Annotated in this window: 23 protein-coding genes and 1 tRNA gene; 11 read left to right on the top strand and 13 right to left on the bottom strand. The window is 68.2% G+C overall.

Annotated elements, in window-relative coordinates:
* The 8 genes from AC1DYK_RS13340 to AC1DYK_RS13305 all read right to left on the bottom strand — a co-directional run bounded on the left by AC1DYK_RS13340 (nt 1) and on the right by AC1DYK_RS13305 (nt 8,181).
* Nucleotides 1–1,260: an ABC transporter substrate-binding protein gene (locus AC1DYK_RS13340; RefSeq protein ID WP_478166749.1), complete on the bottom strand. Its 1,260-nt coding sequence runs from the start codon at nt 1,258–1,260 to the stop codon at nt 1–3.
* Nucleotides 1,261–1,308: 48 nt separating this feature from the next.
* Nucleotides 1,309–2,376, bottom strand: coding sequence for a maleylacetate reductase (locus AC1DYK_RS13335; protein ID WP_478166748.1), 1,068 nt, complete (start codon nt 2,374–2,376; stop codon nt 1,309–1,311).
* Between the two features lie 10 nt (nt 2,377–2,386).
* Entirely contained in the window at nt 2,387–3,361 is a 975-nt protein-coding gene (locus AC1DYK_RS13330) for a Bug family tripartite tricarboxylate transporter substrate binding protein (protein WP_478166747.1), read from the bottom strand.
* A gap of 19 nt (nt 3,362–3,380) precedes the next feature.
* The gene (locus AC1DYK_RS13325; protein WP_478166811.1) at nt 3,381–4,844 is read right to left on the bottom strand and encodes an aldehyde dehydrogenase family protein; all 1,464 of its coding nucleotides are present in this window, start codon (nt 4,842–4,844) and stop codon (nt 3,381–3,383) included.
* 85 nt (nt 4,845–4,929) lie between these two features.
* Complete coding sequence (locus AC1DYK_RS13320; protein ID WP_478166746.1) at nt 4,930–5,400, bottom strand: nuclear transport factor 2 family protein; 471 nt, start codon at nt 5,398–5,400, stop codon at nt 4,930–4,932.
* Between the two features lie 144 nt (nt 5,401–5,544).
* The gene (locus AC1DYK_RS13315) at nt 5,545–6,552 is read right to left on the bottom strand and encodes a hydroxyquinol 1,2-dioxygenase (RefSeq protein ID WP_442283696.1); all 1,008 of its coding nucleotides are present in this window, start codon (nt 6,550–6,552) and stop codon (nt 5,545–5,547) included.
* Nucleotides 6,553–6,571: 19 nt separating this feature from the next.
* Nucleotides 6,572–7,081 (bottom strand): cupin domain-containing protein, encoded by a 510-nt coding sequence (locus AC1DYK_RS13310; protein ID WP_478166745.1) that lies wholly within the window; start codon nt 7,079–7,081, stop codon nt 6,572–6,574.
* Nucleotides 7,082–7,230: 149 nt separating this feature from the next.
* On the bottom strand, nt 7,231–8,181 hold the full coding sequence (locus AC1DYK_RS13305) for a LysR family transcriptional regulator (RefSeq protein ID WP_478166744.1): 951 nt from the start codon (nt 8,179–8,181) through the stop codon (nt 7,231–7,233).
* A 56-nt stretch (nt 8,182–8,237) separates the two neighbouring features.
* On the opposite strand from AC1DYK_RS13305, the gene AC1DYK_RS13300 reads away from it, so the two are divergent.
* Nucleotides 8,238–8,672: a DUF1841 family protein gene (locus AC1DYK_RS13300; protein WP_478166743.1), complete on the top strand. Its 435-nt coding sequence runs from the start codon at nt 8,238–8,240 to the stop codon at nt 8,670–8,672.
* Nucleotides 8,673–8,852: 180 nt separating this feature from the next.
* Here AC1DYK_RS13300 and AC1DYK_RS13295 read toward each other — a convergent pair whose 3' ends face one another.
* Nucleotides 8,853–9,533, bottom strand: coding sequence for a c-type cytochrome (locus AC1DYK_RS13295; RefSeq protein WP_478166742.1), 681 nt, complete (start codon nt 9,531–9,533; stop codon nt 8,853–8,855).
* Between the two features lie 130 nt (nt 9,534–9,663).
* On the opposite strand from AC1DYK_RS13295, the gene AC1DYK_RS13290 reads away from it, so the two are divergent.
* The 9 genes from AC1DYK_RS13290 to AC1DYK_RS13250 all read left to right on the top strand — a co-directional run bounded on the left by AC1DYK_RS13290 (nt 9,664) and on the right by AC1DYK_RS13250 (nt 20,377).
* Nucleotides 9,664–10,506 (top strand): AAA family ATPase, encoded by an 843-nt coding sequence (locus AC1DYK_RS13290; protein ID WP_478089332.1) that lies wholly within the window; start codon nt 9,664–9,666, stop codon nt 10,504–10,506.
* Nucleotides 10,503–10,748 carry a hypothetical protein gene (locus AC1DYK_RS13285; protein ID WP_478166741.1) on the top strand — a complete coding sequence of 82 codons (246 nt, stop codon included), beginning with the start codon at nt 10,503–10,505 and terminating at the stop codon, nt 10,746–10,748. The genes AC1DYK_RS13290 and AC1DYK_RS13285 overlap by 4 nt, the downstream gene beginning before the upstream one ends.
* 2 nt (nt 10,749–10,750) lie before the next feature.
* Nucleotides 10,751–11,365, top strand: coding sequence for a GNAT family N-acetyltransferase (locus AC1DYK_RS13280; RefSeq protein WP_478166740.1), 615 nt, complete (start codon nt 10,751–10,753; stop codon nt 11,363–11,365).
* A 6-nt stretch (nt 11,366–11,371) separates the two neighbouring features.
* The gene (locus AC1DYK_RS13275) at nt 11,372–12,559 is read left to right on the top strand and encodes a vWA domain-containing protein (protein WP_478166739.1); all 1,188 of its coding nucleotides are present in this window, start codon (nt 11,372–11,374) and stop codon (nt 12,557–12,559) included.
* Nucleotides 12,560–12,682: 123 nt separating this feature from the next.
* Nucleotides 12,683–13,600, top strand: coding sequence for a 2OG-Fe(II) oxygenase (locus AC1DYK_RS13270; RefSeq protein WP_478166738.1), 918 nt, complete (start codon nt 12,683–12,685; stop codon nt 13,598–13,600).
* A gap of 57 nt (nt 13,601–13,657) precedes the next feature.
* Nucleotides 13,658–15,541, top strand: coding sequence for an autotransporter assembly complex protein TamA (locus tag AC1DYK_RS13265; RefSeq protein WP_478166737.1), 1,884 nt, complete (start codon nt 13,658–13,660; stop codon nt 15,539–15,541).
* 19 nt (nt 15,542–15,560) lie between these two features.
* Nucleotides 15,561–19,637 carry a translocation/assembly module TamB domain-containing protein gene (locus tag AC1DYK_RS13260; protein WP_478166736.1) on the top strand — a complete coding sequence of 1,359 codons (4,077 nt, stop codon included), beginning with the start codon at nt 15,561–15,563 and terminating at the stop codon, nt 19,635–19,637.
* A gap of 176 nt (nt 19,638–19,813) precedes the next feature.
* Nucleotides 19,814–19,888, top strand: a tRNA-Arg gene (locus AC1DYK_RS13255).
* Nucleotides 19,889–19,990: 102 nt separating this feature from the next.
* Complete coding sequence (locus tag AC1DYK_RS13250; RefSeq protein ID WP_478166735.1) at nt 19,991–20,377, top strand: FHA domain-containing protein; 387 nt, start codon at nt 19,991–19,993, stop codon at nt 20,375–20,377.
* A 146-nt stretch (nt 20,378–20,523) separates the two neighbouring features.
* Here the strand turns inward: AC1DYK_RS13250 and AC1DYK_RS13245 are convergent, their stop codons facing one another.
* Both AC1DYK_RS13245 and AC1DYK_RS13240 read right to left on the bottom strand, forming a co-directional pair.
* Nucleotides 20,524–21,141, bottom strand: coding sequence for a hypothetical protein (locus AC1DYK_RS13245; RefSeq protein ID WP_478166734.1), 618 nt, complete (start codon nt 21,139–21,141; stop codon nt 20,524–20,526).
* A gap of 92 nt (nt 21,142–21,233) precedes the next feature.
* Nucleotides 21,234–21,461 carry a hypothetical protein gene (locus tag AC1DYK_RS13240; RefSeq protein ID WP_478166733.1) on the bottom strand — a complete coding sequence of 76 codons (228 nt, stop codon included), beginning with the start codon at nt 21,459–21,461 and terminating at the stop codon, nt 21,234–21,236.
* A gap of 15 nt (nt 21,462–21,476) precedes the next feature.
* Here AC1DYK_RS13240 and AC1DYK_RS13235 point away from each other — a divergent pair, with 15 nt between their 5' ends.
* A complete protein-coding gene (locus AC1DYK_RS13235) occupies nt 21,477–22,445 on the top strand; it encodes an NUDIX domain-containing protein (protein ID WP_478166732.1) in 969 nt (322 codons plus the stop codon).
* A 153-nt stretch (nt 22,446–22,598) separates the two neighbouring features.
* On the opposite strand, the gene AC1DYK_RS13230 is transcribed toward AC1DYK_RS13235, so the two are convergent.
* Both AC1DYK_RS13230 and AC1DYK_RS13225 read right to left on the bottom strand, forming a co-directional pair.
* Complete coding sequence (locus AC1DYK_RS13230) at nt 22,599–23,147, bottom strand: MarR family winged helix-turn-helix transcriptional regulator (protein ID WP_478166731.1); 549 nt, start codon at nt 23,145–23,147, stop codon at nt 22,599–22,601.
* Nucleotides 23,144–23,755: a DJ-1/PfpI family protein gene (locus AC1DYK_RS13225; RefSeq protein ID WP_478166730.1), complete on the bottom strand. Its 612-nt coding sequence runs from the start codon at nt 23,753–23,755 to the stop codon at nt 23,144–23,146. The genes AC1DYK_RS13230 and AC1DYK_RS13225 overlap by 4 nt, the downstream gene beginning before the upstream one ends.
* Nucleotides 23,756–23,777: the final 22 nt, after the last annotated feature.

The following is a 23,777-nucleotide window of genomic DNA, read 5'->3' as shown; positions in this document are numbered from 1 at the left end:
TCAGCCCGGCATCGGCCTGAGGGCGCCACCGACGGGGATGTCCGGCGCGGCCTCGTTGCTCACGATGGTCAGCTCGTACTTGTACTTCTTGCCCTTGCCCCATTGGCCCAGCACCAGCGGCGTCTTGCTGACATTCTTGAAGGGACCCTGGCCGCCCCACTTGACCGGCCCGACCACGGTCGCGAGCGACGTCGCGGCCACCGCATCGCGCACATCCGCAGCCTTGGACGACTTGGCCCGCGACAGCGCGTCTGCGGCCACCTCGAACAGGGCATGCGCAAAGCCGATCGGCTGCGTCCACTGCTTCTTCGCGCCGGTCTCGTAGGCCTCGGCCAGTGCCTTCGCGCTCTGCTTCGTCAGGCTGGAGGTGAAGGGATGCGAAGGGCTCCACCAGACTTCGGTCGACAGGCCGTCGCCCAGTTCGCCGAGCGCATCGATCGCACCCGGGAACAGCAGCGCCTTGCCGAGCGTGATGATCTTCGGCCTGAAGCCCTGCTGCCGCGCCTGCGTCAGGAAGGTCTTGGCATCGGGCGGGATCACGACGCCGGTGACGATCTCGACGCCGTCCTTCTTGAAGGCCGCGATCTGGGCGCTGAAGTCCTGCGTGCCGTTCTGGAAGCGGCCCGGGTCGACCAGCGTGAAACCCATCTGCGAGAGCGGCTTCGGGAAGCCGAGTTCCTTGTCGCCCCAGGCGTTGCCGTCGCCGTCGTTGGGGAAGAGGCCGCCGACCTTCTTGTTGGTCGGGATCGTCTTCCAGCCGCTGGTGAAGTTCGCGATCACGTCTTCCAGGCCCCAGAACAGGTGGTAGGTCCACGCGAAGCCCTTGGCCGGATCGCCCTTGCGGCCGAAGAACCACGGCTGCCACGGCACCACGCTGGAGATGCAGGGCACCTCGTTGAGCTCGCAGGCGTCGCTCACCGGGTTGGCGGTCTCGGGCGTGCCGGCGGTGAGCACCAGCGCGACCTTGTCCTTGAGGATCAGGTCATTGGCGACTTCGCCCGCGCGGTTCGGGTTCGACTGGCTGTCCTTCAGCACGATCTGCACCGCGTATTTCTTGCCGCCGACGCCGATGCCGTCCTTGAAGGCGATCTTCATCTGGTCGATGACCCACTTGTCCGCTTCGCCGAACGGCGCGAGCGGGCCGGTCTGCGGCGACACGTAGCCGATCTTGAGCGTGTCGGCCGCGAAGACCCGCGGCGCGGCGCCGGCGGCGGCCAGTGCGGCCGCGGCCTGGGTGAACTGCCTGCGATTGAATGTCATGGTTGTCTCCTTTTCTTTCTCTTGCTGCACAAGGAATCGCCGGCAGCGTCAGCCGGGCGGGTCGCCGTCGAACGCGCGTTGGAGCAGCGCGCGGATCGCGTCGCGCTCGGCCGGCCCGAAGGGCCTCGGGTTCCAGTAGGGGTTGCTCACCGCAAGATCGGCCGCACGGTCGAGGTCCTCGGCGCGCATGCCGATGTCCCTGAGGGCGACGGGTGCCGCGTTGTCGCGTGCGAGCGCGTAGAGTCCCTGCGCCGCGGAAGCGGTGCCCAGCGCCCGCGCGATGCGCTCCATGGCACGCGGCGCCGCCTCGGCATTGAAGGCGATGGCATGCGGCAGCACCACGGTGTGCACCTCGGCATGCGGCAGGTTGAAGCTGCCGCCCAGCGTGTGGCAGAGCTTGTGGTGCAGCGCCATGCCGACGCTGCCGAGCACGCTGCCGCAGAGCCAGGCGCCGTAGAGCGCGTCGGCGCGCGCCTCGATGCCCCCGGGCTGCCGCCGGATCGCCGGCAGGGCCCGCGCGATCGCGGCGATGCCCTCCTGCGCCATCAGGTCCATCACCGGGTTGCTGTCCTGCGCATAGAGCCCCTCGGCCGCATGCGCAATCGCATTGATGCCGCTGGTCACGCTGAGGCCCGCGGGCAGGCCGCGCGACAGCTCGGGGTCGTAGATCACGGTGCGCGGCAGCACCCGCGGGTCCTTGCCGGTCTTCTTGAGGCCGGCTTCGGTGAGGCCGTAGATCGGCGTCATCTCGCTGCCGGCGTAGGTGGTCGGGATGGCGAGGATCGGCAAGCCCGAATCGAGCGCGATGGCCTTGCCCAGCCCGGTGGTCGAGCCGCCGCCGATGGCCACGGCGCAGTCGGCACCCAGCCGCCGCGCGACCTCGCGGGCTTCGCGCGCGGTCTCGATCGGCACGTGCATCACGGCGCGGTCGAAGATACCGGCCGCCCGCGCGCCGAGCATGTCGGCCACGCGCTCGGCCTGTCCGCGCTGCCCCGGCGTCGAGAGCACGAGCGCGCGCCGCGCGCCCAGCGCCTCGATCTCGCGCGCCAGGTGCCGCAGCGAGCCGGCGCCGAACACGATGCGCTGCGGATGGCTGGTGTAGACGAAGTCGTGCATCGCCGATGTCCTACTCAAGGCTCAGGCTGCGCTCGCGCACCAGCCGTGTCCATTTGTCCTGTTCGGCGCGCAGCGCGAGGACGAACTGCTCGGGCGTGCCCGCGATTCCCGTCAGCCCCTGTTCGCGCAGACGTTGATCGAAGGCCGGATCGGCCACGATCTTGCGCACCTCGGTTTGCAGCCGATCGACCACGCTGCGCGGCGTGCCGGCCGGCGCCAGCAGACCGACCCAGGAATTGACTTCGAATCCGCGGTAGCCGCTCTCGGCCACGGTCGGCGTGTCGGCATAGGCGGGGACGCGCTGCGCGCCGGTCTGGGCCAACGCGCGCAACTTGCCGGCCTTCACGTGCGGCTGCGCGAGCACAGCGGAAAGAAACATCATCTCGACCTGACCGCCCAGCAGGTCTTGCTGCGCCGGGCCGCCGCCCCGGTAAGGGATGTGGGTGACGAAGGTGCCGGTCTGTGCCTTGAAGAGTTCGGCCGTCAGGTGGTTGCTCGATCCCGGTCCGACGCTCGCGTAGTTGTACTGGCCGGGCTGGGACTTGAGCAGACTGACGAAGCTCTTGAAGTCATTGGCCGGCACCTTGGGATTCACGACCAGCACCAGCGGATTGCTCGCGATCTGCGTCACCGGCTGCAGGTCTTTCGCGATGTCGAAGCTCAGCTTGGGATAGACCAGCGGATAGGTCGCATAGCTGTCGAACACCATGAGCAGGGTGTAGCCGTCGGGCGCGGCCCTGGCCACCTCTGCCGCGCCCACGGTGCCGCCGGCGCCGCTGCGGTTGTCGATGATGACCGGCTGCCCCAGCGCCGCCTGCAGGCGAGGCTGCAACTGGCGCGCGACGTTGTCGACGATGCCGCCGGGCGGAAACGCCACCACTACGCGCACGGTCTTGGTCGGCCAGGCTTGTTGGGCATGGAGCGTGACGGCGGCGCCCGCCAGGATGGCACACGCAATGAGAGACTTGATCGCAACTGGAGGCATGTTCTCTTTCGCTCGAAGGTCAGCGCACGAAGTGCGGCGGGATCTGGGCGTCGATGTTCACCCACACGCTCTTGACCTGCGTGTACTCGCGCATCGCATCGAAACCCATTTCGCGCCCATAGCCGCTCTGGCCGACACCGCCGAAGGGCGAGCCGGGGTTCACGCGCTTGTAGCTGTTGATCCAGACCATGCCCGCGTGCAGGTCGCGCGCGACGCGGTGGGCCCGCTGCAGGTCGCGGGTCCACAGGCCGCTGCCCAGGCCGTAGTCGGTGCCGTTGGCGATCTCCATCGCCTCCGCGTCGTTCTTGAAGGTGAGCACCGTGACGAAGGGGCCGAACACCTCTTCCTGCGCGACACGGTCGCGAAACGACTTCGCGCGCACCACCGTCGGCTCGACATAGCAGCCGCGCGCCAGGTCGCCGCCCGGCGAACGGCCGCCCGCCAGCACTTCGCCGCCCTCGCCCTTGGCCACCTCGACATAGCTCAGCACGCGCTCGCGGTGCAGCGCGCTCGTGAGCGGGCCCATCTCGGTCGCGTCGTCGAGCGGGTTGCCGAGCCTGATCGACTGCGCCAGCGGAATGAACTGCTCGAGGAAGGCGTCGGCGATCTTCTCGTGCAGCATCAGCCGCGAGCCCGCGATGCAGGCCTGCCCCTGGTTGTGGAAGATGGCCCAGGCGCTGCCGTTGACGGCGGCCGGCAGGAAGGCGTCCTCGAACACGATGTTGGGCCCCTTGCCGCCGAGCTCGAGCTGCACCTTCTTGAGGTTGCCGGCGCTGGCCTGCACCACGCGCCGGCCGGTCGCGGTGCTGCCGGTGAAGGCGATCTTCGCGATCTCGGGGTGCTCGGCGATGTACTGGCCCACGACGCTGCCGAGACCGGGCACCATGTTGACCACGCCGTCGGGCATGCCGGCCTCGGCCATGAGCTCGACGATCCTGAGCGAGCTCAGCGGCGTGATCTCGGCCGGCTTCATCACGATGCAATTGCCGGCCGCGAGCGCGGGCCCCATCTTCCAGCTCGTGAACATCAGCGGGAAGTTCCACGGCACCACCTGGCCGACGATGCCGACCGGCTCGCGCAGCGTGTAGTTGAGGAAGCCGGCCTCGACGGGAATCGTCTCGCCCTGGAACTTGTCGGCCATGCCGCCGAAGTAGCGGAAGCAGGCCGCGGTGCGCGGCACGTCGAGCTTGCGCGAATCACGGATCGGGTGGCCGGTGTCGAGCGACTCGAGGCGGGCCAGATCCTCGGTGTTGGCCTCGATGAGATCGGCGAGCTTGAGCAGGATGCGGCCGCGGTCGGCTGCCGCCATGCGGCTCCAGGCCGGAAAGGCGCGCTTCGCCGCGGCCACCGCGCGGTCGACGTCGGCCTTGCCCGCCAGCGCCACGTCGGCGATGGTCGAGTTGTCGTGCGGGTTCAGCGTGGCCAGCGTCTCGCCCGACTCCGCGTCGACGAAGCGGCCGTCGATGAAGAGCTGGTGGCGGATGGGTGATGTCAGGCCGGCGGCCTGCTGGATGTCTGCGAGGGTCATGGACGGGCTCCCTGCCGTGTCGTTTCGTTGGTCATTGGGGTCATGGGGTCTTGCCGGCCAGCCAGGGGTAGCGGGCCGTGTCCTTGCCGGCGTAGTCCGGGTCGAGGTAGATGAAGCAGCGCTGAATCAGGAAGTCGCGGATCTCGAAGACGTCGCACCAGCGGCCTGCGCCCCACTCGGGCACGCCCGCGCGCCACGGGCCGTCGGCATGCTCGCCGAAGCTCGTGCCTTCGCAGGCGAACAGATCGGTGCCCGTGAAGATCCAGTTGAAGCCCGCGTAGTCGTGCCGGATGGACTTGCCGCGGCTGCCCACGTCGCCGAACAGCTTGCCGATCTGTTCCTTGCCGTTCGCCAGGCCCCATTTGGGGAAGTACACCTGCGCGTCATCCGCGAACAGGTCGAGGATCGAGCCGCCGGTGGAGGTGACGCCACCGTTGTCGTAGGCCTTGAGGTATTCGAGCGCCACCGACTTGCGTTGCTCGTCGGTCATGGTTTGACGGGTGAGTGCCATGGTGTGTCTCCTTCTTCGCTTGAGCCCATGCGGGTCGTCCGCGGCGCGACGCCGCACCGGCACCGGGCCGGTCGCGGCCTGCCACGCGCGTCGTCTCCTCGTGGCGGGGGCTGCGCGGCCTCCCGCGCAGCCCTTGCACATGTCCTAGAACTGCACCGGGATCTCGGGGCTCTCGCCCTTCTGGATCTCGTAGACCAGGCTGGGCGAGCCGTTCTCCCAGACCAGCAGCATCGAGCGCTTGGGGCTGAAGCCCTGATGGCGGCAATAGGCGGGCATCGCGGCCATGTCGCCGGCCTTCATGATCACGCGCGCCATCGGCCGGCCGGTGTTCTTGTCGCCGCAGTCCCAGTGGATCTCGTCGGTCATCTGGAAGAACCACTCGACGCGGTCGTTGCCGTGGATGATCGGCAGGATGTGCTCCTCCGTGGTCGGGCACATGTAGCTGTGCTTGACGACCGAAGTGAAGCTCGGGTTCCACGTCACCTGCGAGCGGCTCAGGAAGCCGAACAGGTTGAAGGCGTGCACGTCGTTCTCGAAGCCGGGCTCGGGGTGCAGCTCGGGCTCGCCCTGCGGCACGTCGGCGAAGGCACGGTTGATCGGCGCGCCACGCGCGTCGCTGCGCAGGTCGAGGTCGCCTTTCAGGCCGACACAGCGCGTCGCCAACTCGCGCGCCCGGGTGATCTTGGCCGTGTTGTTGCCCTTCTTGCGGCCGTAGGGCGAACCGGTCTCCTGCGGCGCGGAGAAGGGGTCGAAGCTCTCGTTGGTCCAGTCGTCGAGCATGGCCTCGAAGGTGGCGCGGATCTGCGCCGTCGGGAAATTCTCGAGCAGGTCGATGCCAGCTTCCTTCATGGTGCCGTTGAAGCTGCCGGCATAGAGGTCGACCGACTGGTAGTGGTTGACGGTGCCGATCACGTCGTCGAAGTTGACCCAGCCGTAGAAGAAGCCCCAGGCGACGTCGCGCATCAGGGCGCGCAGGTAGTTGCCGACGTCCAGCGTGTGGCTCATCGGCCGGCCGTCGCGGGTCTTCCAGGTGACGTGGGCGAAATACTCGTCGCGCCGGAAGCCGAAGCTGCCGAGCGAAAAATCCTTGTAGCCGAGCGTGGCGTCGGGTTGCGACGCGATGACCTTGGCGAGTTCTGCGGGTGCGTTCATGGTGGTGCTCCTCGGCGGCTCAATGCGACTGGCAGATGTCTGCCCACTTCTCTACTGACAAATCGCCCTTGCAGGTCTGCAGCACGATCACGCCGGGCGCGCCGGCGGTGCGGAACTGGTAGGCCGTGTTCTTCGGCAGCAGGCCCTGGTGGCCGCGCGAGAGCTTCATCCAGCCCATCTTCGGGCCCTTGGGTTCGCCCTTCACGAGCACGGCGCCGTTCTTCTCTGCGTCGGCCACGGTCTGGCTGGCGTCGAGCTGGACCAGGTGCACCTCGACCTCGCCATCCATCACCAGCGCGAACTCGTCGTGCGCGCTGGTGTACCAGGGCGACGTGCCTTCGGCGCGCAGCGTCTCCAGCACGTAGATCTGGTTCTGGCCGAACACCACCTTCTCGTAGGGACTGCTCTTGCTCGCAATGTCGAAGCAGTTGGAAAACGCGTAGTGGCGCACGTCGTCGGCGATCGGCTCGACGTGGCCTTTCTCGAAGTGCTGGAGGGACCCGAAGCGGGTCTGGTAGGCAGCGGTCATGGTGTGTCTCCTCAGGTGCCAGACAGTGCAGCGATGGACTGCGATGAATGGACTGTAGGAAACGGCGGGCCGCTCCGGTAGGCCTCAAATCCGGGCCGCATTGTTCGGAGAATCCGGTCAATGCGCAGGGTTTACCCGCAATCGACGCGCTAGCTGTCGGCGATCAATCCCGGCGGCAGCAGCCCCCGCTCGATCATCGCGGCGTCCCAGGGCGGCACCTTCGCGAAGGCCGCCGTGATGTGCTCGATGAAGAGTCGGAGCTTGAACGCGTTGCGCGAGGTGCCCGCATAGACCGCGCTCAAGGAGAACGAGGACAGCTGGTGCTCCGGCAGCACGACCTGCAGGTCGCCGCGCAGGATGGCGTCGCCCGCCACCAGCGTCGGCAGGCAGACGATGCCGGCGTGCTCCAGCGCGTACTCGCGCAGCAGGTGGACGCTGTTGGTGAGCAAGGCGGCGCTCATGTAGATCGTCACCTGTTCGCCGCCATGGTGAAAGGTCCAGCGGTCGCGTGTCGGATAGCCCGAATAGAGGCCCAGCGCGTGCTTGTGCAGGTCGCGCGGGCTCTGGGGCATGCCGTGCGCTCCCAGGTACTCGGGCGTGGCGCAGAACACGCGGCGCACCGGGAACAGCGGCCTCGACACCAGTTCGGTGGAAGCCGCCGGGAAGATCTGCAGCGCGCAATCCACGCCCGCCTTGACCGGGTCCACCACCGCATCACTCACGATCAGCTCCAGATGGATGTCCGGAAAGCTGACCTGGAAGGCGCGCAGCAGCGCCGCGAAGTGGCCGAGCACGAAGCCGGTGAGCGCATGGATGCGCAGCGTGCCGGTGGGCCCGGCCCTGGCGTCGCGCATCTGGTCCATGATGTCGTTGGCCCGGCCGACCAGCTCGGTGCAGTCGCGCAGGAAGGCCTGGCCGACGTCGCTGAGCCGCACCACGCGCGTGCTGCGGTGGAACAGCGGCGCGCCCACATGGTCCTCGAGTTGCTTCACGCGGCTGGTGACCACCGACTTGGACACCCGCATCTGCCGCGCGGCCTCGGCGAAGCTCTGGGTCTGCGCGACGCGAACGAATGTCTCTATGTTTTCGAGGCGGTCCATGGCTCAGCAATGTAGCGGCCCGGCGCCGCCTGTGGGGCCGGTGCTAATCTTGGCGGATGTTCAATCCCTCCCAAGAGGAAGTGCGTCGCTTCTTTTGCGACGTCTTCGCCAAGAGCCGCCGCGGCGAGCCGATGGAAGCGCTCGAGATCATCGCCAGCCGCTGGATCGACGAGCACCCCGAATACCACGCCGACCTGGCCGACGCCGCCGCCGCGGTGGCGCGCGTCTACGACGGCAAGGACGGGCGCGAGAACCCCTTCCTGCACCTGTCGATGCACCTGTCGATCAGCGAGCAGTGCTCGATCGACCAGCCGCGCGGCATCCGCCAGGCAGTCGAACTGCTGGCGGCGCGCCGCGACTCGCTGCTCGACGCCCACCACGAAGCGATGGAGTGCCTGGGCCAGATGATGTGGGAGAGCCAGCGCGCCGGCCGCCCGCCCGACGGCGAGGCCTACGTGGCCTGCGTGCAGCGCCGCGCCACGCGGGATTGAGGCCCCCACGCTCCCTCACTTCGTGTGGTCGCTGCCCCCCGAGGGGGAAGCAGCAGGCCGCCCGTCTGCGCGAAGCGCGGACCTCGCCGCGCTGGCGGCCCGGCGCCGGCCTGAGCACCGCGCACAGTCACAAAGCAAAAAGCCCGCGGAAGCGGGCTTTTCAACTGGCGCGAGAGCCGTTCAGTCGGCGTGGTGGAAGCGCGACTCCGGCACCGTCTTCAGTTCGCCGGGCAGCGAGCTGATGTAGGCGGCGAGTTCCTTGATCTCGGGGTTGGTGTACTTCTTGGCCTGTCCGCTCATCACGCCGTTCGAACGGCCGAGCTGGGCATGGTTCTGCGCCTTGTACGACTTGAGCGCCACATAGAGGTAGTCGGCGTACTGGCCCGCGAGCTTCGGCACGGTGCCGTCGTTGGGCGTGTTGAAGTTGGCGCCATGGCACTTGGTGCAGGCGTTGTCCTTGTCGCGCGAGATCAGGGCCTGGACCTTGTCGCTGGGCGTCTTGGCGGTGGCCGGCGGCGCGTCGCCTTCCTTCAGGCCGAGCTGGCTGTAGTAGGCGCCGAGGTCGGCCATGTCCTGCTCGCTCAGCGAGTCGGCGATGGCGCGCATGGTCGGGTGCTTGCGCTCGCCGCCCTTGTACTGCGTGAGCGCGGAGACGATGTAGCTGGAACTCTGGCCCGCGATCATCGGCACCTTGTGGATCTCGGGAAAGCTCGCCTGGTAGCCGATGATGCCGTGGCAGCCCACGCACATCGCAGTCTTCTTGGCCCCGGCTTCAGCATTGCCGGTGATCTTCTGGGCCTGGGCCGAGACCGTCACGCAGGCGACAGCCAGGGCAAACATCGTGGTCAACAACTTGTTCATTTTGCGCGCACAATCTCGTGGAGAAACTTGTTTCAAATCAACATTTGATTATATGGGGGCTCCTCGCGGCCCCCGCGGACGAAGAATCGATGTTGTGTTCTTTCAACCACCCTCCGCACCACGCCATTCCATGAAATTCAAGGGTTCAGACAACTACGTTGCCACTCAGGATCTGATGCTCGCGGTCAATGCCGCCATCACGCTCAAACGTCCCCTGCTCGTCAAGGGCGAGCCCGGCACCGGCAAGACGATGCTGGCCGAGGAAGTGGCCCAGGCCCTCAACCTGCCGCTGCTGCAGTGGCACATCAAGTCGACCACCAAGGCGCAGCAGGGTCTGTACGAATACGACGCCGTGAGCCGGCTGCGCGATTCGCAGCTCGGCGACGAGCGCGTGAAGGACATCCACAACTACATCGTCAAGGGCGTGCTGTGGCAGGCCTTCACTGCGGACGAACCGGTGGCGCTCCTGATCGACGAGATCGACAAGGCCGACATCGAATTCCCGAACGATCTCTTGCGCGAGATCGACCGCATGGAGTTCTACTGCTACGAGACGCGCGAGCTGATCCGCGCCAAGCACCGGCCGGTGGTGTTCATCACCTCCAACAACGAGAAAGAGCTGCCCGACGCCTTCCTGCGCCGCTGCTTCTTCCACTACATCAAGTTCCCCGACGCGGAAACGATGAAAAGCATCGTCGCGGTGCACTTCCCCGGCCTCAAGCAGGAACTCCTGACCGCGGCCATGAAGACCTTCTACGACGTGCGCAACCTGCCCGGTCTCAAGAAGAAGCCCTCGACCTCCGAACTGCTCGACTGGCTCAAGCTGCTGGTGGCCGAGGACATTCCGCTGGAGGCGCTGCAGAGCAAGGACGACAAGGTCGCGGTGCCGCCGCTGGTCGGCGCGCTGCTCAAGAACGAGCAGGACGTGACCTTGTTCGAGAAGCTCGTCTTCATGCAGCGCAACAACCGATGAACGCTGGAAAGCACCCGACCAGGCAGTTGATGCTGTTCGGCGTGGCGCAGGCGGTGCTGTTCGTCGCCGGCGCGCTGCTCGGCCGCTGGTTCGGTCTGCTGCTGGGCCTCGACGCCTTCGGCCCCGGCGGCTACACCAATAACGCGATCTTCGGCATCCTGCTGATCGGCCTCGGCGGTGGCGCCGGTGCCCAACTCGCGCGCGCCTGGTACGTGCGCAAGTACGGCAACCCCAGGAGTTGAGGATGGCATTCGTCGAGCCTGTCACGCTGCGGTCGCGCGGCATCGCGCTGGTGCCGTTGTCGCTGGCCCACGAGGACGGCCTGCGCGCCGCCGCCGCCGACGGCGAACTCTGGAACCTCCGTGTGACCTCGGTGCCCGAACCCAAGGACACGCGCGGCTACATCGAGGCTGCACTGAAGATGCGCGAGGACGGCAACCGCTTCGCCTTCGCCGTCACCGACGAAGCCAGCGGCACGGTGCTCGGCAGCACCAGCTTCCACGACATCCTGCCCGCAGTGAAACGGGTCGAAATCGGCTACACCTGGTATGCGAAGCGCTGCCAGCGCACGCACGTCAACACCACCTGCAAGCTCTTGATGCTCACGCATGCCTTCGACGCCCTGGGCTGCCATGTGGTGGGCTGGCGCACCGACAACTTCAACCATGCCTCGCAGCGCGCGATCGAGCGGCTCGGCGCCCGCAGGGATGGCGTGATCCGCGGCCATGCGATGCGCCGTGACGGCACCATCCGCGACACCGTGATGTACAGCCTGCGCTCGGGCGAATGGCCCGAAGTGCGGGCGCAGTTGCTCTACCTGCTGGACAAGCCCCGAACCCCTGCCTCCGACCGGGAGTGATTCGCCATGCTGATCGACTTTTTCTACACCCTGCGTTCGGCCAAGCTGCCGGTATCGGTCAAGGAATACCTGACGCTGCTGGAGGCGCTGCAGGCCGACGTGGTCGGCCCGAATTCCGACGGCGCCTTCGGCCTCGACGACTTCTACTACCTCTCGCGCACCGCGCTGGTGAAGGACGAAAAGCACTACGACAAGTTCGACCGCGCCTTCGCCGCCTACTTCAAGGGCGTCGAAATGCTGGCCGACTTCACCAAGGAAGTGCCGCTCGACTGGCTGCGCAAGACGCTCGAGCGCGAGTTCACGGCCGAGGAAAAGGCCAAGATCGAGAAGATGGGCTGGGACGAGCTCATGGAGACCCTCAAGAAGCGCTTCGAGGAGCAGAAGGAGCGCCACGAGGGCGGCAACAAGTGGATCGGCACCGGCGGCACCTCGCCCTTCGGCCATGGCGGCTACAACCCGCAGGGCGTGCGCATCGGCGGCGCCGGCAAGAACAAGAGCGCGGTCAAGGTCTGGGACCAGCGCGCCTACAAGGACTACGACGACAGCCAGGAACTCGGCACCCGCAACATCAAGATCGCCCTCAGGCGCCTGCGCAAGTTCGCGCGCGAGGGGCATGAAGAAGAGTTGGACCTCGACGACACCATCCACTCGACCGCGGCCAACGCCGGCTACCTCGACATCAAGATGCGGCCCGAGCGCCACAACAACGTCAAGGTGCTGCTGCTGATGGACGTCGGCGGCACCATGGACGAGCACATCCAGCGCGTCGAGGAACTGTTCTCGGCCGTCAAGACCGAGTTCAAGCACCTGGAGTTCTACTACTTCCACAACTGCGTCTACGACTTCATGTGGAAGAACAACCGCCGCCGCTTCTCCGAGAAGTTCGCGACCTGGGACATCATCCGCAAGTACAACAAGGACTACAAGCTGATCTTCGTCGGCGACGCGACCATGAGCCCGTATGAGATCCTGCAGCCGGGCGGCAGCGTCGAATACAACAACGAAGAGGCCGGTGCCGAGTGGATGCAGCGGCTGACGCACGCCTTCCCGAAGTTCGCCTGGATCAACCCCGAACCCCAGGGCGTCTGGCAGTACCGCCAGAGCATCGCCGTGATGCAGCAGCTGGTGTCCCACCGCATGTACCCGTTGACGCTGCGCGGCCTCGAGGACGCCATGCGGCTGCTCTCGAAGTAGCGCACTTCGGGGGGCCGGGCAGCGAAGCCGCGGCAGACATGTAAAAAAAGTGCAGGCAACCGAATCTTTACGTTACAGTTAAAACTTAAAGATTCAATTCCACCCCACGATTTGGAGGGGATCATGTCTGCCTTGCTGTCGCATCACGTCGACATCCCGGTTCATGCGAAACCGATACCGGTGGTGTCGCTGGCTCCCCTGCTTGGGCCGCGAGAAGACTATCTCTGCATCCGGGGAGTGCGTCTGCCGCTGGCCGAGCTCGTCGACCACACGCTTTTTTCCGCCGCGCGACGCGACAGCCTGCGCCAGCAGATGCGCGACGCCAAGCCATTTCCGCACCTGGTCCTGGACGGCATCTTTCATCCGCTGTTGCTCGATCTCGTGACCGAAGAATTCGATCTGCTGCCGCGGGAGAACTGGGCCGACATCAAGAGCAGATACGAACTGCTTCGGCGTTCAGGCTTCAATGTCCAGCTGGGCCCGGCCTCGCAACTCTATTTCGACCTCATCAATTCGGGCTGGTTCAGCGAATGGCTGTCCTCGATCAGCGGCGTGCCCTATCTGCTGCCCGATCCCAAGCTGTTCGGCGGCGGGCTGCACGAGAGCCGGACCGGAGCCACCTTCGCCATCCATCGGGACTTCAATCGCCATCCCCACCTGGGTCTGAAGAACGAGATGGTCTTCATCACCTACCTCAACAAGGGCTGGGATCCCGCCTGGGGCTCGGCGCTGGAACTCTGGGACAAGAACAAGAAGCGCTGCGTCAGCAATGTGCAACCCGAATTCGGCCGCACGATCGTGCTGCCGCACGGCCCTGCCAGCTACCACGGCCATACCCAGCCGCTGCAGGCGCCCGACGGACGCCCGCGCCGCTCGGTGGCGGCCTATTACTACAGCAGCCCGCTCGCCGGCAAGCAGCACGGCGTCGAAGCCGGCACCGTCTTCATGCAGAGGTACCGGGTCGACCAGGTCAAGGCCATCGCCCGGATGCTCATGCCGCCGCTGCTATGGTCGCTGGCGCGAAAGGCCGTTCGGCGCTGAGCGAAGCCGGCCGTCAGGGCGCCTCGAAGCCCTTGAGCATGCTGTCAGAATCGCCGCATGCTTAGGGTGGTCCGATCGTATGCGCCGGCGTGGTTGCCGGCGTTGTTGTTTGCAGCCGTTCTCTTTTTGCCAGGTTGCAGTCTGTTGCCCCAGAAGGACGCAGCAGAATCGGACGCGACCGCCAGCCCCGTGGCGAGCGAAGGCCGGGCCGCCGGCGAGGCCTTCACGGTCGACGTCCAGGCGCCGAAGATGGTGCGCGACTACCTCGAGCGCCATCTGGAGATCCAGCGCTTTCGCGAGGTCGACGATCTCGGCGCGATCGAGATCTCGCGGTTGATGGTCGCCGCCGAAGCCAATGCGCGGGAGCTGCTCAACACTCTCGGCTATTTCACGCCGACCCTCACGCTAGAACTCCGGGAGACGCCCGGCGGCAAGGCGCCGCGGGAGGTGAGGATCACGGTCGAGCCCGGCCCGATCACGCAGGTGAGCAACGTCCAGATCGGCTTCAGCGGGCCGATCGCGGAGGACCCCGCCTCCGAGTCGCAGCGCGATGCGATACGAACCGGCTGGGCGCTGCGCGCAGGCCAGCCGTTCAACCAGCAGGCCTGGGACAACGCGAAGGCCGCGGCCTTGCGCAGCCTGACGGCCAGGCGCTATCCCACGGGCAGCATTCTCACGAGCCAGGCCGAGATCGACGCCGACCGCAGCGAGGCCAGGCTCAGCGCGACCTACGCCTCCGGGCCGGCCTTTCGCTTCGGGCCGCTGGTGGTGAACGGCAACCAGCGCTACCCCGCCGACAACGTGCGCCGGCTCGCGCGCGTGCCCACCGGCGCCGACTACGACCAGCAGCAGTTGCTCGACGCCCAGCAACGGCTGGCGAGCAGCGGCTACTTCAACTCGGTGTTCCTCACGATCGACACCCAATCCGACCCACTCGCGGCGCCCGTGATCGCCCAGGTGCGCGAGGCGCCGCTGCAGCGGGTGGTGCTGGGCGTCGGCTTCACCACCGACAGCGGCGCTCGCCTGTCGATCGACCACTCGCACAACGACATGCCGCTGCTCGGCTGGCGCGCCGTGTCGAAGCTCACGCTCGACCGCGACACGCAATCGCTGGGCACCGAGTGGAGCGCGATCCCCGACGACAGCGGCTGGCGCTCCTTTTCGTCGGCGCTGCTGAAGAGCGAGGTGTCGGGCAGCTTCACGGTCGACAGCGGGCGTCTGCGGGGCGGCCGCAGCAAGGCCGGCGACCACATCGACCGCAGCGCCTACCTGCAGTACGACTATGCGCAGAACCACGGTTTCAATCCACCGCCATCGGCCTCGGCACTGAGCCTCAACTGGGGCTGGACCGGCCGCTATTTCGACAACGCGGCGGCACCGACGCGCGGCCAGGGCGTTGCGCTCGAACTGGCCGCCGGCTACACGCTGAGCGGCGATCAACTGCCCTTCGCGCGCACCTACGTGCGCTGGACCGGCTTCATTCCGGCCGGCACGGTGAGCAACGCCGACCGGACCCAGACCCGCAATGCCCGCGTCCAGCTGCGCGCCGAAGCCGGCGCGGTGAACGCCGCGGACCGCGCCCAGATTCCGTCGACCCTGAACTTCCTCACCGGCGGCGACACCACGGTGCGCGGCTACGGCTACCGTTCGATCGGCGCCGTCAAGCCCGACGGCCAGGTCATCGCCGGGCGCTACCTCGGCGTGGCGAGCGTCGAGTGGCAACGGCCCTTCGTCTACGACGGCCAACTGACCGCCTGGGACAGCACCGTGTTCGTCGATGTCGGCGCAGTGGCCGACCGGCCCGCCGAAATGGCAGCGAAGGTGGGGGTGGGCGTCGGCGCACGCTGGGCCAGCCCGATCGGGCCGGTGCAGATGGATCTGGCCTACGGCATCCAGGTGCACGAATTCCGGCTCCACCTGCGTCTGGGCTTCACGTTCTAGATGCCACCTCGCCTGCTTCATGACGACTGACGACCACACGGCAACCACGCCCGCACCGGCGGTGCGGCGCTCGCGCGGCCAGCGCGCCTTGCGCGCGCTGGCGTGGGGGGTCACCGGGCTGGTGGCGCTGGTGCTGCTGCTGGGCGCGGGGGCCTGGTGGTGGCTGGGGTCGGACCAGTCGCTGGCCTTCGCATTGGCGCGCACGGCACGCTACCTGCCGGCCGGACAGTCGCTGGAGAGTCGAGAGGTGACCGGATCGCTGCGCGCCGGCGGGCGCATCGGCTGGCTGCGCTGGGAGAGCGAAAGCCTCGCCGTCGAGGTCAGGGATGCCCGCATCGGCTGGCAGCTGGCGCCGCTGCTGCGGCGCCGGGTGCAGCTCGGCGAGGTGCACGCGGCGCAGGTGACGATCGAGCGTCGCACCCCGGCCGAGAGCACGCCGGTAGAGCCGATCGAACAGCTCGTTCTGCCGGTGACGGTGGACCTGCCTTTCAAGATCGACGAACTGCGCTGGGCCGGCCCCCCTGCCCTGCAGGCGACCCAGCTCGAAGGCAGCTACCGCTACGCCGACGCACACCACCAGCTCGAGATCGCCGGCGTCGACATCGCTGACGGCCACTACGACGCACAGCTTCGCCTGCAGGGGCCGGCGCCGATGGCGATCGACGCCACGCTGAACGGCCGGGTGCGCGCGCCGCTGGCGCAGGACCGCAGCATCGACGTCCGGGCCGAGGCGAGCGTCAAGGGCGCGCTGGCCGGTGCGGATGCGCGCCTTGCGGTGGCCGCCGAACTCCACCCCGTCGAGGAAGGCGCGGAAAAGCCGATGCAGGCGCGGCTGCAGGCCAACCTGGCACCCTGGCAGCCGCAGCCCGTGATCGACGCCAAGGCCGAGTTGCAGAACGTCGACCTGGGGCGCCTCTGGCCGGAAGCACCCGCCACGCTGCTGAGTGGCGAGATCGAGGCCGGTCCCGACGCCACGGCCACGGGCGGCGCGCAGGCCTGGCAGGCCAGCGCGCAGATCCGCAACGCGTTGCCGGGTCCCTGGGACGAGGCGAAGCTGCCGGTCGAGCAGCTCGATGCCCGCGCCCGGTTCGACGGCCGCACCTGGACACTGCCGCAGGCGAGCATGCGCGCCGGTGGCGGCCGCATCGAAGCCGAAGGCAGCTGGAGCCCCGCGCCGGCCCCCTGGCAGGCGAAGGCCACCGTGCGGGGCGTGAAGCCCGGCGCGCTCCACACCCGGCTCGATGGCGCGCCGGTGAGCGGTCGCATCCAGGCCGAGCAGGCCGGCGAAGCGCTGCAGTTCGACCTCGCGCTGCAGGCCGAGGGCGGCGCCGGCGCCGCAGGCGACCTGCAGGGCCTGCGGCTGGAGCGCGCGCTCGCCAAGGGCCAGTGGCAAGACCAGGTGCTCGACCTGCGCAGCCTGCGCATCGAGGCCCAGCGCGCCAGCGTGGAAGGCCGGCTGCAACTGCGCGTCGACGAAGAGGCCGGCAGCGGCAGGCTGAACCTGGTCGTGCCGGGCGCCACGGTGCTGGTCGATGGCCGCATCGCGCCGGCCACGGGCGGCGGCGAAGTCCAGGCCCGGGTCGAGGACGCGGCCGCGCTGCAGCACTGGATCGAAGCGCTGCCCGAACTCGAGGGCCTGTTCGCCGGCGCGGCGCTGCAAGGCAACGCCCGACTCGACGCCAGCTGGCGCGGGGGCTGGCAGGCGATCCAGCGACGGCTGCAGAGCGCCGGCGAACCAGCCCCGCGCGGCGCGGCCGAGCCGACGCTGCAGGCCACGCTGACCGTCCCCAAGCTCGAACTGAAGCTGCCGCCGCCCGAGACCGGCACGCCCCTCGACCCGGTCAACCTGAGCGGCGTGCGCGCCGAGCTGTCGGGCAGCCTGTCCCAGGCGACGCTGGCCCTGAAGGGCGAAGCCACCAGCGGCAGCCGCAAGCTCACGCTCGACACCCGCGCCAGCGGTGGCATCGAACGCAGGCACCAGTGGAATGCGACGCTGGCCAGCCTGCGGGTCCAGGCGCTCGACAGCGCGCGTCCCGACGCCAAGCCGTGGGTACTGGAACTCACCAGCCCGGTCAGCGCCAAGGTGCGCACCGTCCCGGGCGACAGCCCGAGGCTCGACGTGGAAGCCTCCGCGGCGGCCGCGACGCTCAAAGGCCCGGTGCCCGGCACGGTGAAGATCGACTGGCAGCCGCTGCGCTTCAGCCGCACCGGCAGCGAGGCGCTGCGCGCCTTCCGCCTGCAGTCCAGGGGCCGGTTGCAGGGCTTGCCGATGGCCTGGGCGGAGCTGCTGGGCAACGGCGACACGCTGGCGCAGGTCGGCTTCAGCGGCGACCTGCTGTTCAACGGCGAGTGGGACATCGACGCCGGCGACACGCTGCGCGCGAAGGCCCGCCTGATGCGCGAGAGCGGCGACCTCCGGGTCCAGGCCGGCGAAGCCGCGCTGGTCACGCGCATCCACAGCCATGGGACGGGAACGGCCAGCGAACGCACCATGGACGCCGCCGTCGGCCCCGGCACCAGCACGCCGGCCGGCCTGCGCCGCGCCGAGCTCACGCTGGACGCCGAGGGCGACACCGTGCGCGCCAACCTGGCCTGGGACAGCGAACGGGCCGGCGAGATCCGGGTCGAGGCGAGCACGCGGGTGCAGCAGCGCCAAGGCGGCTGGCAGTGGGGCGACGACGCGCCGCTCGCGGGACGGGTCACGGCGAAGATGCCGAACCTGGGCGTCTGGTCGATGCTGGCGCCGCCAGGCTGGCGGATGGCAGGCACGCTGGAAGCCGACGCCACGCTCGCGGGCAGCCGCCGCGACCCGCGCTGGAACGGCACCCTGAGCGCCGACCAGCTGGCGCTGCGGGCGCTGGTCGAGGGGCTGGACCTGCGCGACGGGCGGCTCCGGGCCACGCTCGCGGGCAACCGGGTCGAGATCAGCGAATTCACCCTCAAGGGCGGCACCGGGGCCCAGACGCGCATCCCCGGCCAGAGCGGGAACCTCAGCACCGCGGCCAGCGAGGCCGCGCGCGACGGCGGCACCATCTCGGCGCGCGGCGAACTGGCCTGGGGCGCCGCGCCGGCCGCCGGCGCCGGAACCGGCATCCGCATGTCGGTCCAGGCCCAGTTGCGCGCGCTGCGCGTGCTGGTGCGCGCCGATCGCCAGGTCACGCTGTCGGGCGACCTGCAGGCCCGGCTCACGGACGGGCAGTTCACGGTGCGCGGCGATCTGAAGACCGACCGCGCCGTCATCATCCTGCCCGACCAGACCGCGCCCAGCCTGGGCAGCGACGTGGTGATCCGCTCGGCGGCGATCGATCGGGAAGCCGCGGCGCAGGCGCAGCGCCGGGCGGCCGAAAACCAGACGGAAGTCGCCCGGGCCCAGACCGCGAAACCGCCGGACATCGCGGTGAAGTTCGATCTCGGCACCGATTTCGCCGTCCAGGGCCGCGGCATCACGACCCGGCTGGAGGGCCGGCTCGACATCCGCAGCACCGCGTTGAACGCCCCGCCGCGCATCACCGGCGAGATCCGCACCGTCGCCGGCCAGTACCGCGCCTACGGGCAGGCGCTCAACATCGAGACCGGTGTGGCACGCTTCAACGGCCCCTTCGACAACCCGCAGCTCGACATCCTCGCGATCCGGCCGAACATCTCGCAGCGCGCCGGCGTCGCGATCACCGGCACCGCGCAGTCGCCACGCGTGCGCCTCTATTCGGACCCGCAGCTGTCGGACCAGGAGACCCTCACCTGGCTGGTGCTGGGGCGCGCCTCGGCCACCAGCGGCGGCGAGTCGGTGCTGCTGCAGCAGGCCGCGCTGGCGCTGCTCGGCGGCCTCGGCGGCGGCAGCGGCGGCGGACTGGCGAGCCGCTTCGGCCTCGACGAGATCGGCTTCAAGGGCCCGGGCAGCGGCGGCGACGTGCGCGATTCCGCAGTCACCGTGGGCAAGCGCGTCGCGCGGGACTTCTACATCACCTACGAGCACAGCCTCGGCGGGACGCTGGGCTCGCTGTTCATCTTCTACGACCTGACGCGGCGGCTCACGCTGCGGGCGCAGGCGGGGCAGCAGAGCGCGATCGACCTCATCTACACCGTGCAGTTCGACTAGACGTGGCTCGCCCCCAGGTTGCCCCGCACTGCGTGTCGGGGCGCCCACCCCCTACCGGGGGCAACACCAGTGGCCCGGCAAAGCCGGTTCCACGGTGTTTCACCCACGGGCCTGGCTACGCAGGCCATTGAACGGAAGGGACGGCGGGGCGAACTGGTAAAGTTCGGGGCGCTCTGGTCCTCGTAGTTCAATGGATAGAACGGGGTCCTCCTAAGACTCAGATACAGGTTCGATTCCTGTCGAGGGCACCAGACACCATCGCAACGGCTTGCGGCCGTTGTTCAGCTTCCGATCAGGCAGCCCCGCCGTTTGATGTAACAATAATGTGTTACATATCGGAGAGCTGGGGACGCATGCCGAAACTAATTCTGATGAAGGGTCCCGCCAGGACCAAGCAGGTTGCCCTGCTCGCGGGGGAAACCACCATCGGTCGGGCTTCGACCAACGACATTGCGCTCGACTCGATGCACGTGAGCCGGCGCCACGCCGTCGTCACGATGGATGGACCGTTCGCGACGATTCACGACCTGGGCAGCCGCAACGGCGTCTACGTCAACGGCACCAAAGTGCAATCGTTCATCCTGGCCAGCGGCGACGAAGTCTCGATCGGTACGTTCAAGCTCCGCTTCCTGTCGGGCGGCGACGAATCCTCCGAGGTCGACGCCTTGCGCCTCATGACGACCCCGGAGCTTCTGGCGGACCTCGACCGCAGCCGCGAAACCTCGCTGGCCCGGGCTTGATCGGATCCCCGGCGCCGAGCGTGAAGACGCGCTCGCCCGCGCCAAGGCTCGCAAGGCGCTGACGCCGCTGCAAGCCGGTTCCGGCCGGAGCTAGGGCGCCGACGGCGCGCTCGGCGCCATGCCCCGTTCCGGCGCCCGGTGGCGGATCAGTTCGGCGTGCCGCCCTGCGGGTTCACCTTGCGGTCCGGATGGCGGGCGTTGCGCGTGGCTTCGCGCTTCTGGCCCGCGGCGGCGGACTTGCCGGTGCCGATCGCGCCGCCCTCGGGCGTGTTCAGGGTGTCTCCGCCCACGGGCTTGATCTTGCCCTGCGGCCGGGCGTCGACCTTGGCTTCGGCACGCTCCTGGGGCTTGCTGTTCATGATCGGAGCACTTTCCGACGAGGCGCCCTTGGGGGCTTGCGCGTGGGCGCTCGCGGCGAAGAGTCCGGCGATCATGATGGCGAGAATTTTGCTCATGGGGTTCCTCAGAGAGTTTTTCGAGTGAAAGCCTGCTGCAGGGGGCAGGAAGGCCAGCGCAGCATAAGGCCACGATCTCTTGATGGATATAAGCACTTGGTGCAATTCGCCCATGAAGTCCCCCTCAAGCAACAACTCGATCGTGAGGATGTCCAGGCACGAGAGATGGTTGCTGATCAGCAGCACCGGGCCGTGTGCGGGCGGCGTGCCGAGCACCGTGAGGCTGATGCCGAGCAGATTCAGCATCCGCCCGGCCCACTGCTGGACCTGCTGCTCGCGCTCGGCCGGCGACAGGCGCGGAAACCGCATGCGGATAATCCACCAACCGGCCAGCGCGTGCATGATCGCGCGCAGCAGTCGGAACCGAGAGGACGTCCATGGTGCAGTTTCCGGCGCGGCGCTCAGCCGTGAACCACGCGGCCGCCGACCAGCGTGAAGCGGGCCCGGCCACGCATCGCGTGGCCGCTGAACGGCGTGTGCTTGCCCAGGCTCGCGAGCGCCTCGGTCCGCACCTGCCATTCGTCTGCGGGGTCGAAACCGATGTCGGTGTCGGCCAGATGCAGCGAATTGATGCTGACAGCGGCCTCGCCGTCCTCATCGGCCGATTCCAGCCATTCCACAATGGACACCTTGCGCTCCTGGAATTGGCGCTCGAGGCGGCGCCGCGCGTGGTCGTGGTGATCGGCTCGGCGTTCCAGGCCCGTTCGCCGAAGCACCCTTTCGACTGGCAGGAACGGGCGCAAATGATCCGCAGCGCCGTGCCCGAATCGCAGCGCCGGCGCCTGCTCTGCGTACCGGTGCGGGACTATTTCGACGAAACCCGCTGGATCGCCGCCGTGCGCCTGGCGGTGGCCCAGGCCACGGCCGCGGAGGGCGGGCCGCCACCTGCCTCGACCCTGCTGGTCGGCCACCTCAGGGATGCGACCCGCGACTACCTGCACGCCTTCTCCGGCTGGGCACTGCGCGCGGCGGACGGCGTGCCAGTGCGCCGCGCCAGCGCCATGCGCGACGCCCTGTTCGCCGCACCGCAGTCCAGCCTGGAGGCGCTGGGCGGCGAGTTGCCGGCAAGCACTGTCGATTTCCTGCGCGCCTGGAGCGCACAACCGCTGTTCGAGCCGCTCGCGCAGGAGGCCGAGCTGATGCGCCGGTACGACGCCTCATGGGCGGCGGCCCCCTATCCCCCGGTGCTCGTCACGGTCGATTGCGTCGTCAAGTGCCGCGACCGCGTGCTGCTCATCCGGCGCGGCCAGGCACCGGGCAAGGGGCTGTTAGCGGTGCCTGGAGGTTTCCTGGAACAGCGCGAGACCACCCAGCAGGCGGCCCTGCGCGAACTCGACGAGGAAACCCACCTGGCACTGCCGCCCGCCACGCTGCGCGCCTGCCTCAAGGCCACCGACGTGTTCGACCGGCCCGACCGCAGCCAGCGCGGCCGGACCATCACGCACGGTCATTTCTTCGATCTGGGCGAACGGAAAATGCCGCGCCTGCAGGCCGGCGACGATGCCGAGGCCGCCGAATGGGCGCCGATCGCCGGGCTGTGCGAGCTCGAGAACCGATTCCTGGACGATCACTTCCAGATGCTCGACCATTACCTGGGCCTGCTGCCGCGCTGAGAGTAATCGTCCTTGCGGCGCGGTTGGGTACGGTTCGCCCTTGAAACGCCAAACGAATCAACCACTTACGATGCCGGCCTTTGACTGAGTCAACGGAAATCGCACCTTGTTGTCGCCATTGAGATATGCGTCCCTGCGCGGCGGCGATAACCCCTATCTCGAACGGTACTTCTGGGATGCCGCGATGACCCGCCTCATGCCGTCGAGCAACCGCAGCAGTTCTTCCTCCCCGACTTCCTCCCCGACGGCGTCGGCCCAGGCGTACTGCGCGAACCGCAGACCGGCGACGGTCTGACGTCCCTTGTCGGTCGGCTGGAGCAGGTTCGCTCGCCTGTGTTGGGGGTTGGGTAGATATTCGGCCCAACCCGCCTCGACCAAGACGTCGGCCGTCCGCTGCACACTCTGACGCGCCAACCCGAGACCGACCCGGCGGGCGATCTCCGCGATAGTCAGCGCCTTCTCTAGAGTAGCGCCGAGGACCTGCCATCCTGCCGGGGTGAGATCGACGGGCAGCGTGATGTCACGAGCGGCGGCGAGGAACTCGCCGTTGAGTTCGAAGGCTGGCAGGACCAGCCGGGTCAGCGCGTCTCCGGCTACGGTGCGGGTCGGGCTGGCGTCGTCTGGTGCCGAGCTGTCCGTCTGCGTTCCGCGTGGCACCACGCCGGCTGTCGTCGCCCGACCCTTCTCAGGCTCGCCCGTCACTGCTCAGCTTGCTGAAGACGGTCGAAGTACTTCCGCTCACCCGTCGTGTAGAGCCCGTACCATGCGTCGAGCGTGGGCGGTGCGAACAGCTCAAGGCGTTCGAATACCGCGCGAGCGAAGTCGACAGGGGCCGTGGCTGGTGCGGTGATCACACCGCGGTCCGACACCGTCGTGGTGGCCCGGTACCTGGCGTGTGCGGTGTATCCCTCGGCTGCGGCCAGGAAATCCGGCGCATTGCTCGTGTGGTCGCGATCGTTGAGCAGACCCACGCGAGCCAGTCCGTAGGTCGCCCCGCAGATGGCGGCGACGACCGCCCCGCGGTCCTTGCACTCGCCGGCCAGACGGAGTGCGACGTCGTGCCCGGCGCTCCAGGTCGTGGCTCCGGGCAGGACGAGAGCGGCGATATCGGCGGGGTTGAGGTCGTTGAGGTCGGCATCCGGGACGACAGTGAGGCCGCCCATCGTCCGGACCGGCCCAGGCCCATCGGCAGCGACCACGAGATGAAGCTCGCCGGAGGCCGAGCTACTGGCCATGGCGAGCCCGGCTACGAGGTAACCGTACTCCCAGTCGGCCATGGTGTCGAGGGCGTAGAGGACGACGGTTCGCATGAGAACTTCCTTGATTGACAGT

The sequence above is a fragment of the Variovorax sp. P2_H12 genome, from assembly GCF_056403395.1.
Note: the sequence above shows the minus strand (reverse complement) of the source record. Positions and strands in the feature narration are given on the sequence as shown.

Bases quoted from the DNA above. Each gene is read 5' to 3' on its own strand.
- AC1DYK_RS13260 (WP_478166736.1), top strand. From the start codon at position 15,561: ATGACGACTGACGACCACACGGCAACCACGCCCGCACCGGCGGTGCGG.
- AC1DYK_RS13280 (WP_478166740.1), top strand. From the start codon at position 10,751: ATGGCATTCGTCGAGCCTGTCACGCTGCGGTCGCGCGGCATCGCGCTG.
- AC1DYK_RS13225 (WP_478166730.1), bottom strand. From the start codon at position 23,755: ATGCGAACCGTCGTCCTCTACGCCCTCGACACCATGGCCGACTGGGAG.
- AC1DYK_RS13335 (WP_478166748.1), bottom strand. From the start codon at position 2,376: ATGCACGACTTCGTCTACACCAGCCATCCGCAGCGCATCGTGTTCGGC.
- AC1DYK_RS13305 (WP_478166744.1), bottom strand. From the start codon at position 8,181: ATGGACCGCCTCGAAAACATAGAGACATTCGTTCGCGTCGCGCAGACC.
- AC1DYK_RS13250 (WP_478166735.1), top strand. From the start codon at position 19,991: ATGCCGAAACTAATTCTGATGAAGGGTCCCGCCAGGACCAAGCAGGTT.
- AC1DYK_RS13265 (WP_478166737.1), top strand. From the start codon at position 13,658: ATGCTTAGGGTGGTCCGATCGTATGCGCCGGCGTGGTTGCCGGCGTTG.
- AC1DYK_RS13290 (WP_478089332.1), top strand. From the start codon at position 9,664: ATGAAATTCAAGGGTTCAGACAACTACGTTGCCACTCAGGATCTGATG.
- AC1DYK_RS13245 (WP_478166734.1), bottom strand. From the start codon at position 21,141: ATGCGGTTTCCGCGCCTGTCGCCGGCCGAGCGCGAGCAGCAGGTCCAG.
- AC1DYK_RS13320 (WP_478166746.1), bottom strand. From the start codon at position 5,400: ATGGCACTCACCCGTCAAACCATGACCGACGAGCAACGCAAGTCGGTG.
- AC1DYK_RS13270 (WP_478166738.1), top strand. From the start codon at position 12,683: ATGTCTGCCTTGCTGTCGCATCACGTCGACATCCCGGTTCATGCGAAA.
- AC1DYK_RS13340 (WP_478166749.1), bottom strand. From the start codon at position 1,260: ATGACATTCAATCGCAGGCAGTTCACCCAGGCCGCGGCCGCACTGGCC.
- AC1DYK_RS13330 (WP_478166747.1), bottom strand. From the start codon at position 3,361: ATGCCTCCAGTTGCGATCAAGTCTCTCATTGCGTGTGCCATCCTGGCG.
- AC1DYK_RS13315 (WP_442283696.1), bottom strand. From the start codon at position 6,552: ATGAACGCACCCGCAGAACTCGCCAAGGTCATCGCGTCGCAACCCGAC.
- AC1DYK_RS13300 (WP_478166743.1), top strand. From the start codon at position 8,238: ATGTTCAATCCCTCCCAAGAGGAAGTGCGTCGCTTCTTTTGCGACGTC.
- AC1DYK_RS13285 (WP_478166741.1), top strand. From the start codon at position 10,503: ATGAACGCTGGAAAGCACCCGACCAGGCAGTTGATGCTGTTCGGCGTG.
- AC1DYK_RS13275 (WP_478166739.1), top strand. From the start codon at position 11,372: ATGCTGATCGACTTTTTCTACACCCTGCGTTCGGCCAAGCTGCCGGTA.
- AC1DYK_RS13295 (WP_478166742.1), bottom strand. From the start codon at position 9,533: ATGAACAAGTTGTTGACCACGATGTTTGCCCTGGCTGTCGCCTGCGTG.
- AC1DYK_RS13310 (WP_478166745.1), bottom strand. From the start codon at position 7,081: ATGACCGCTGCCTACCAGACCCGCTTCGGGTCCCTCCAGCACTTCGAG.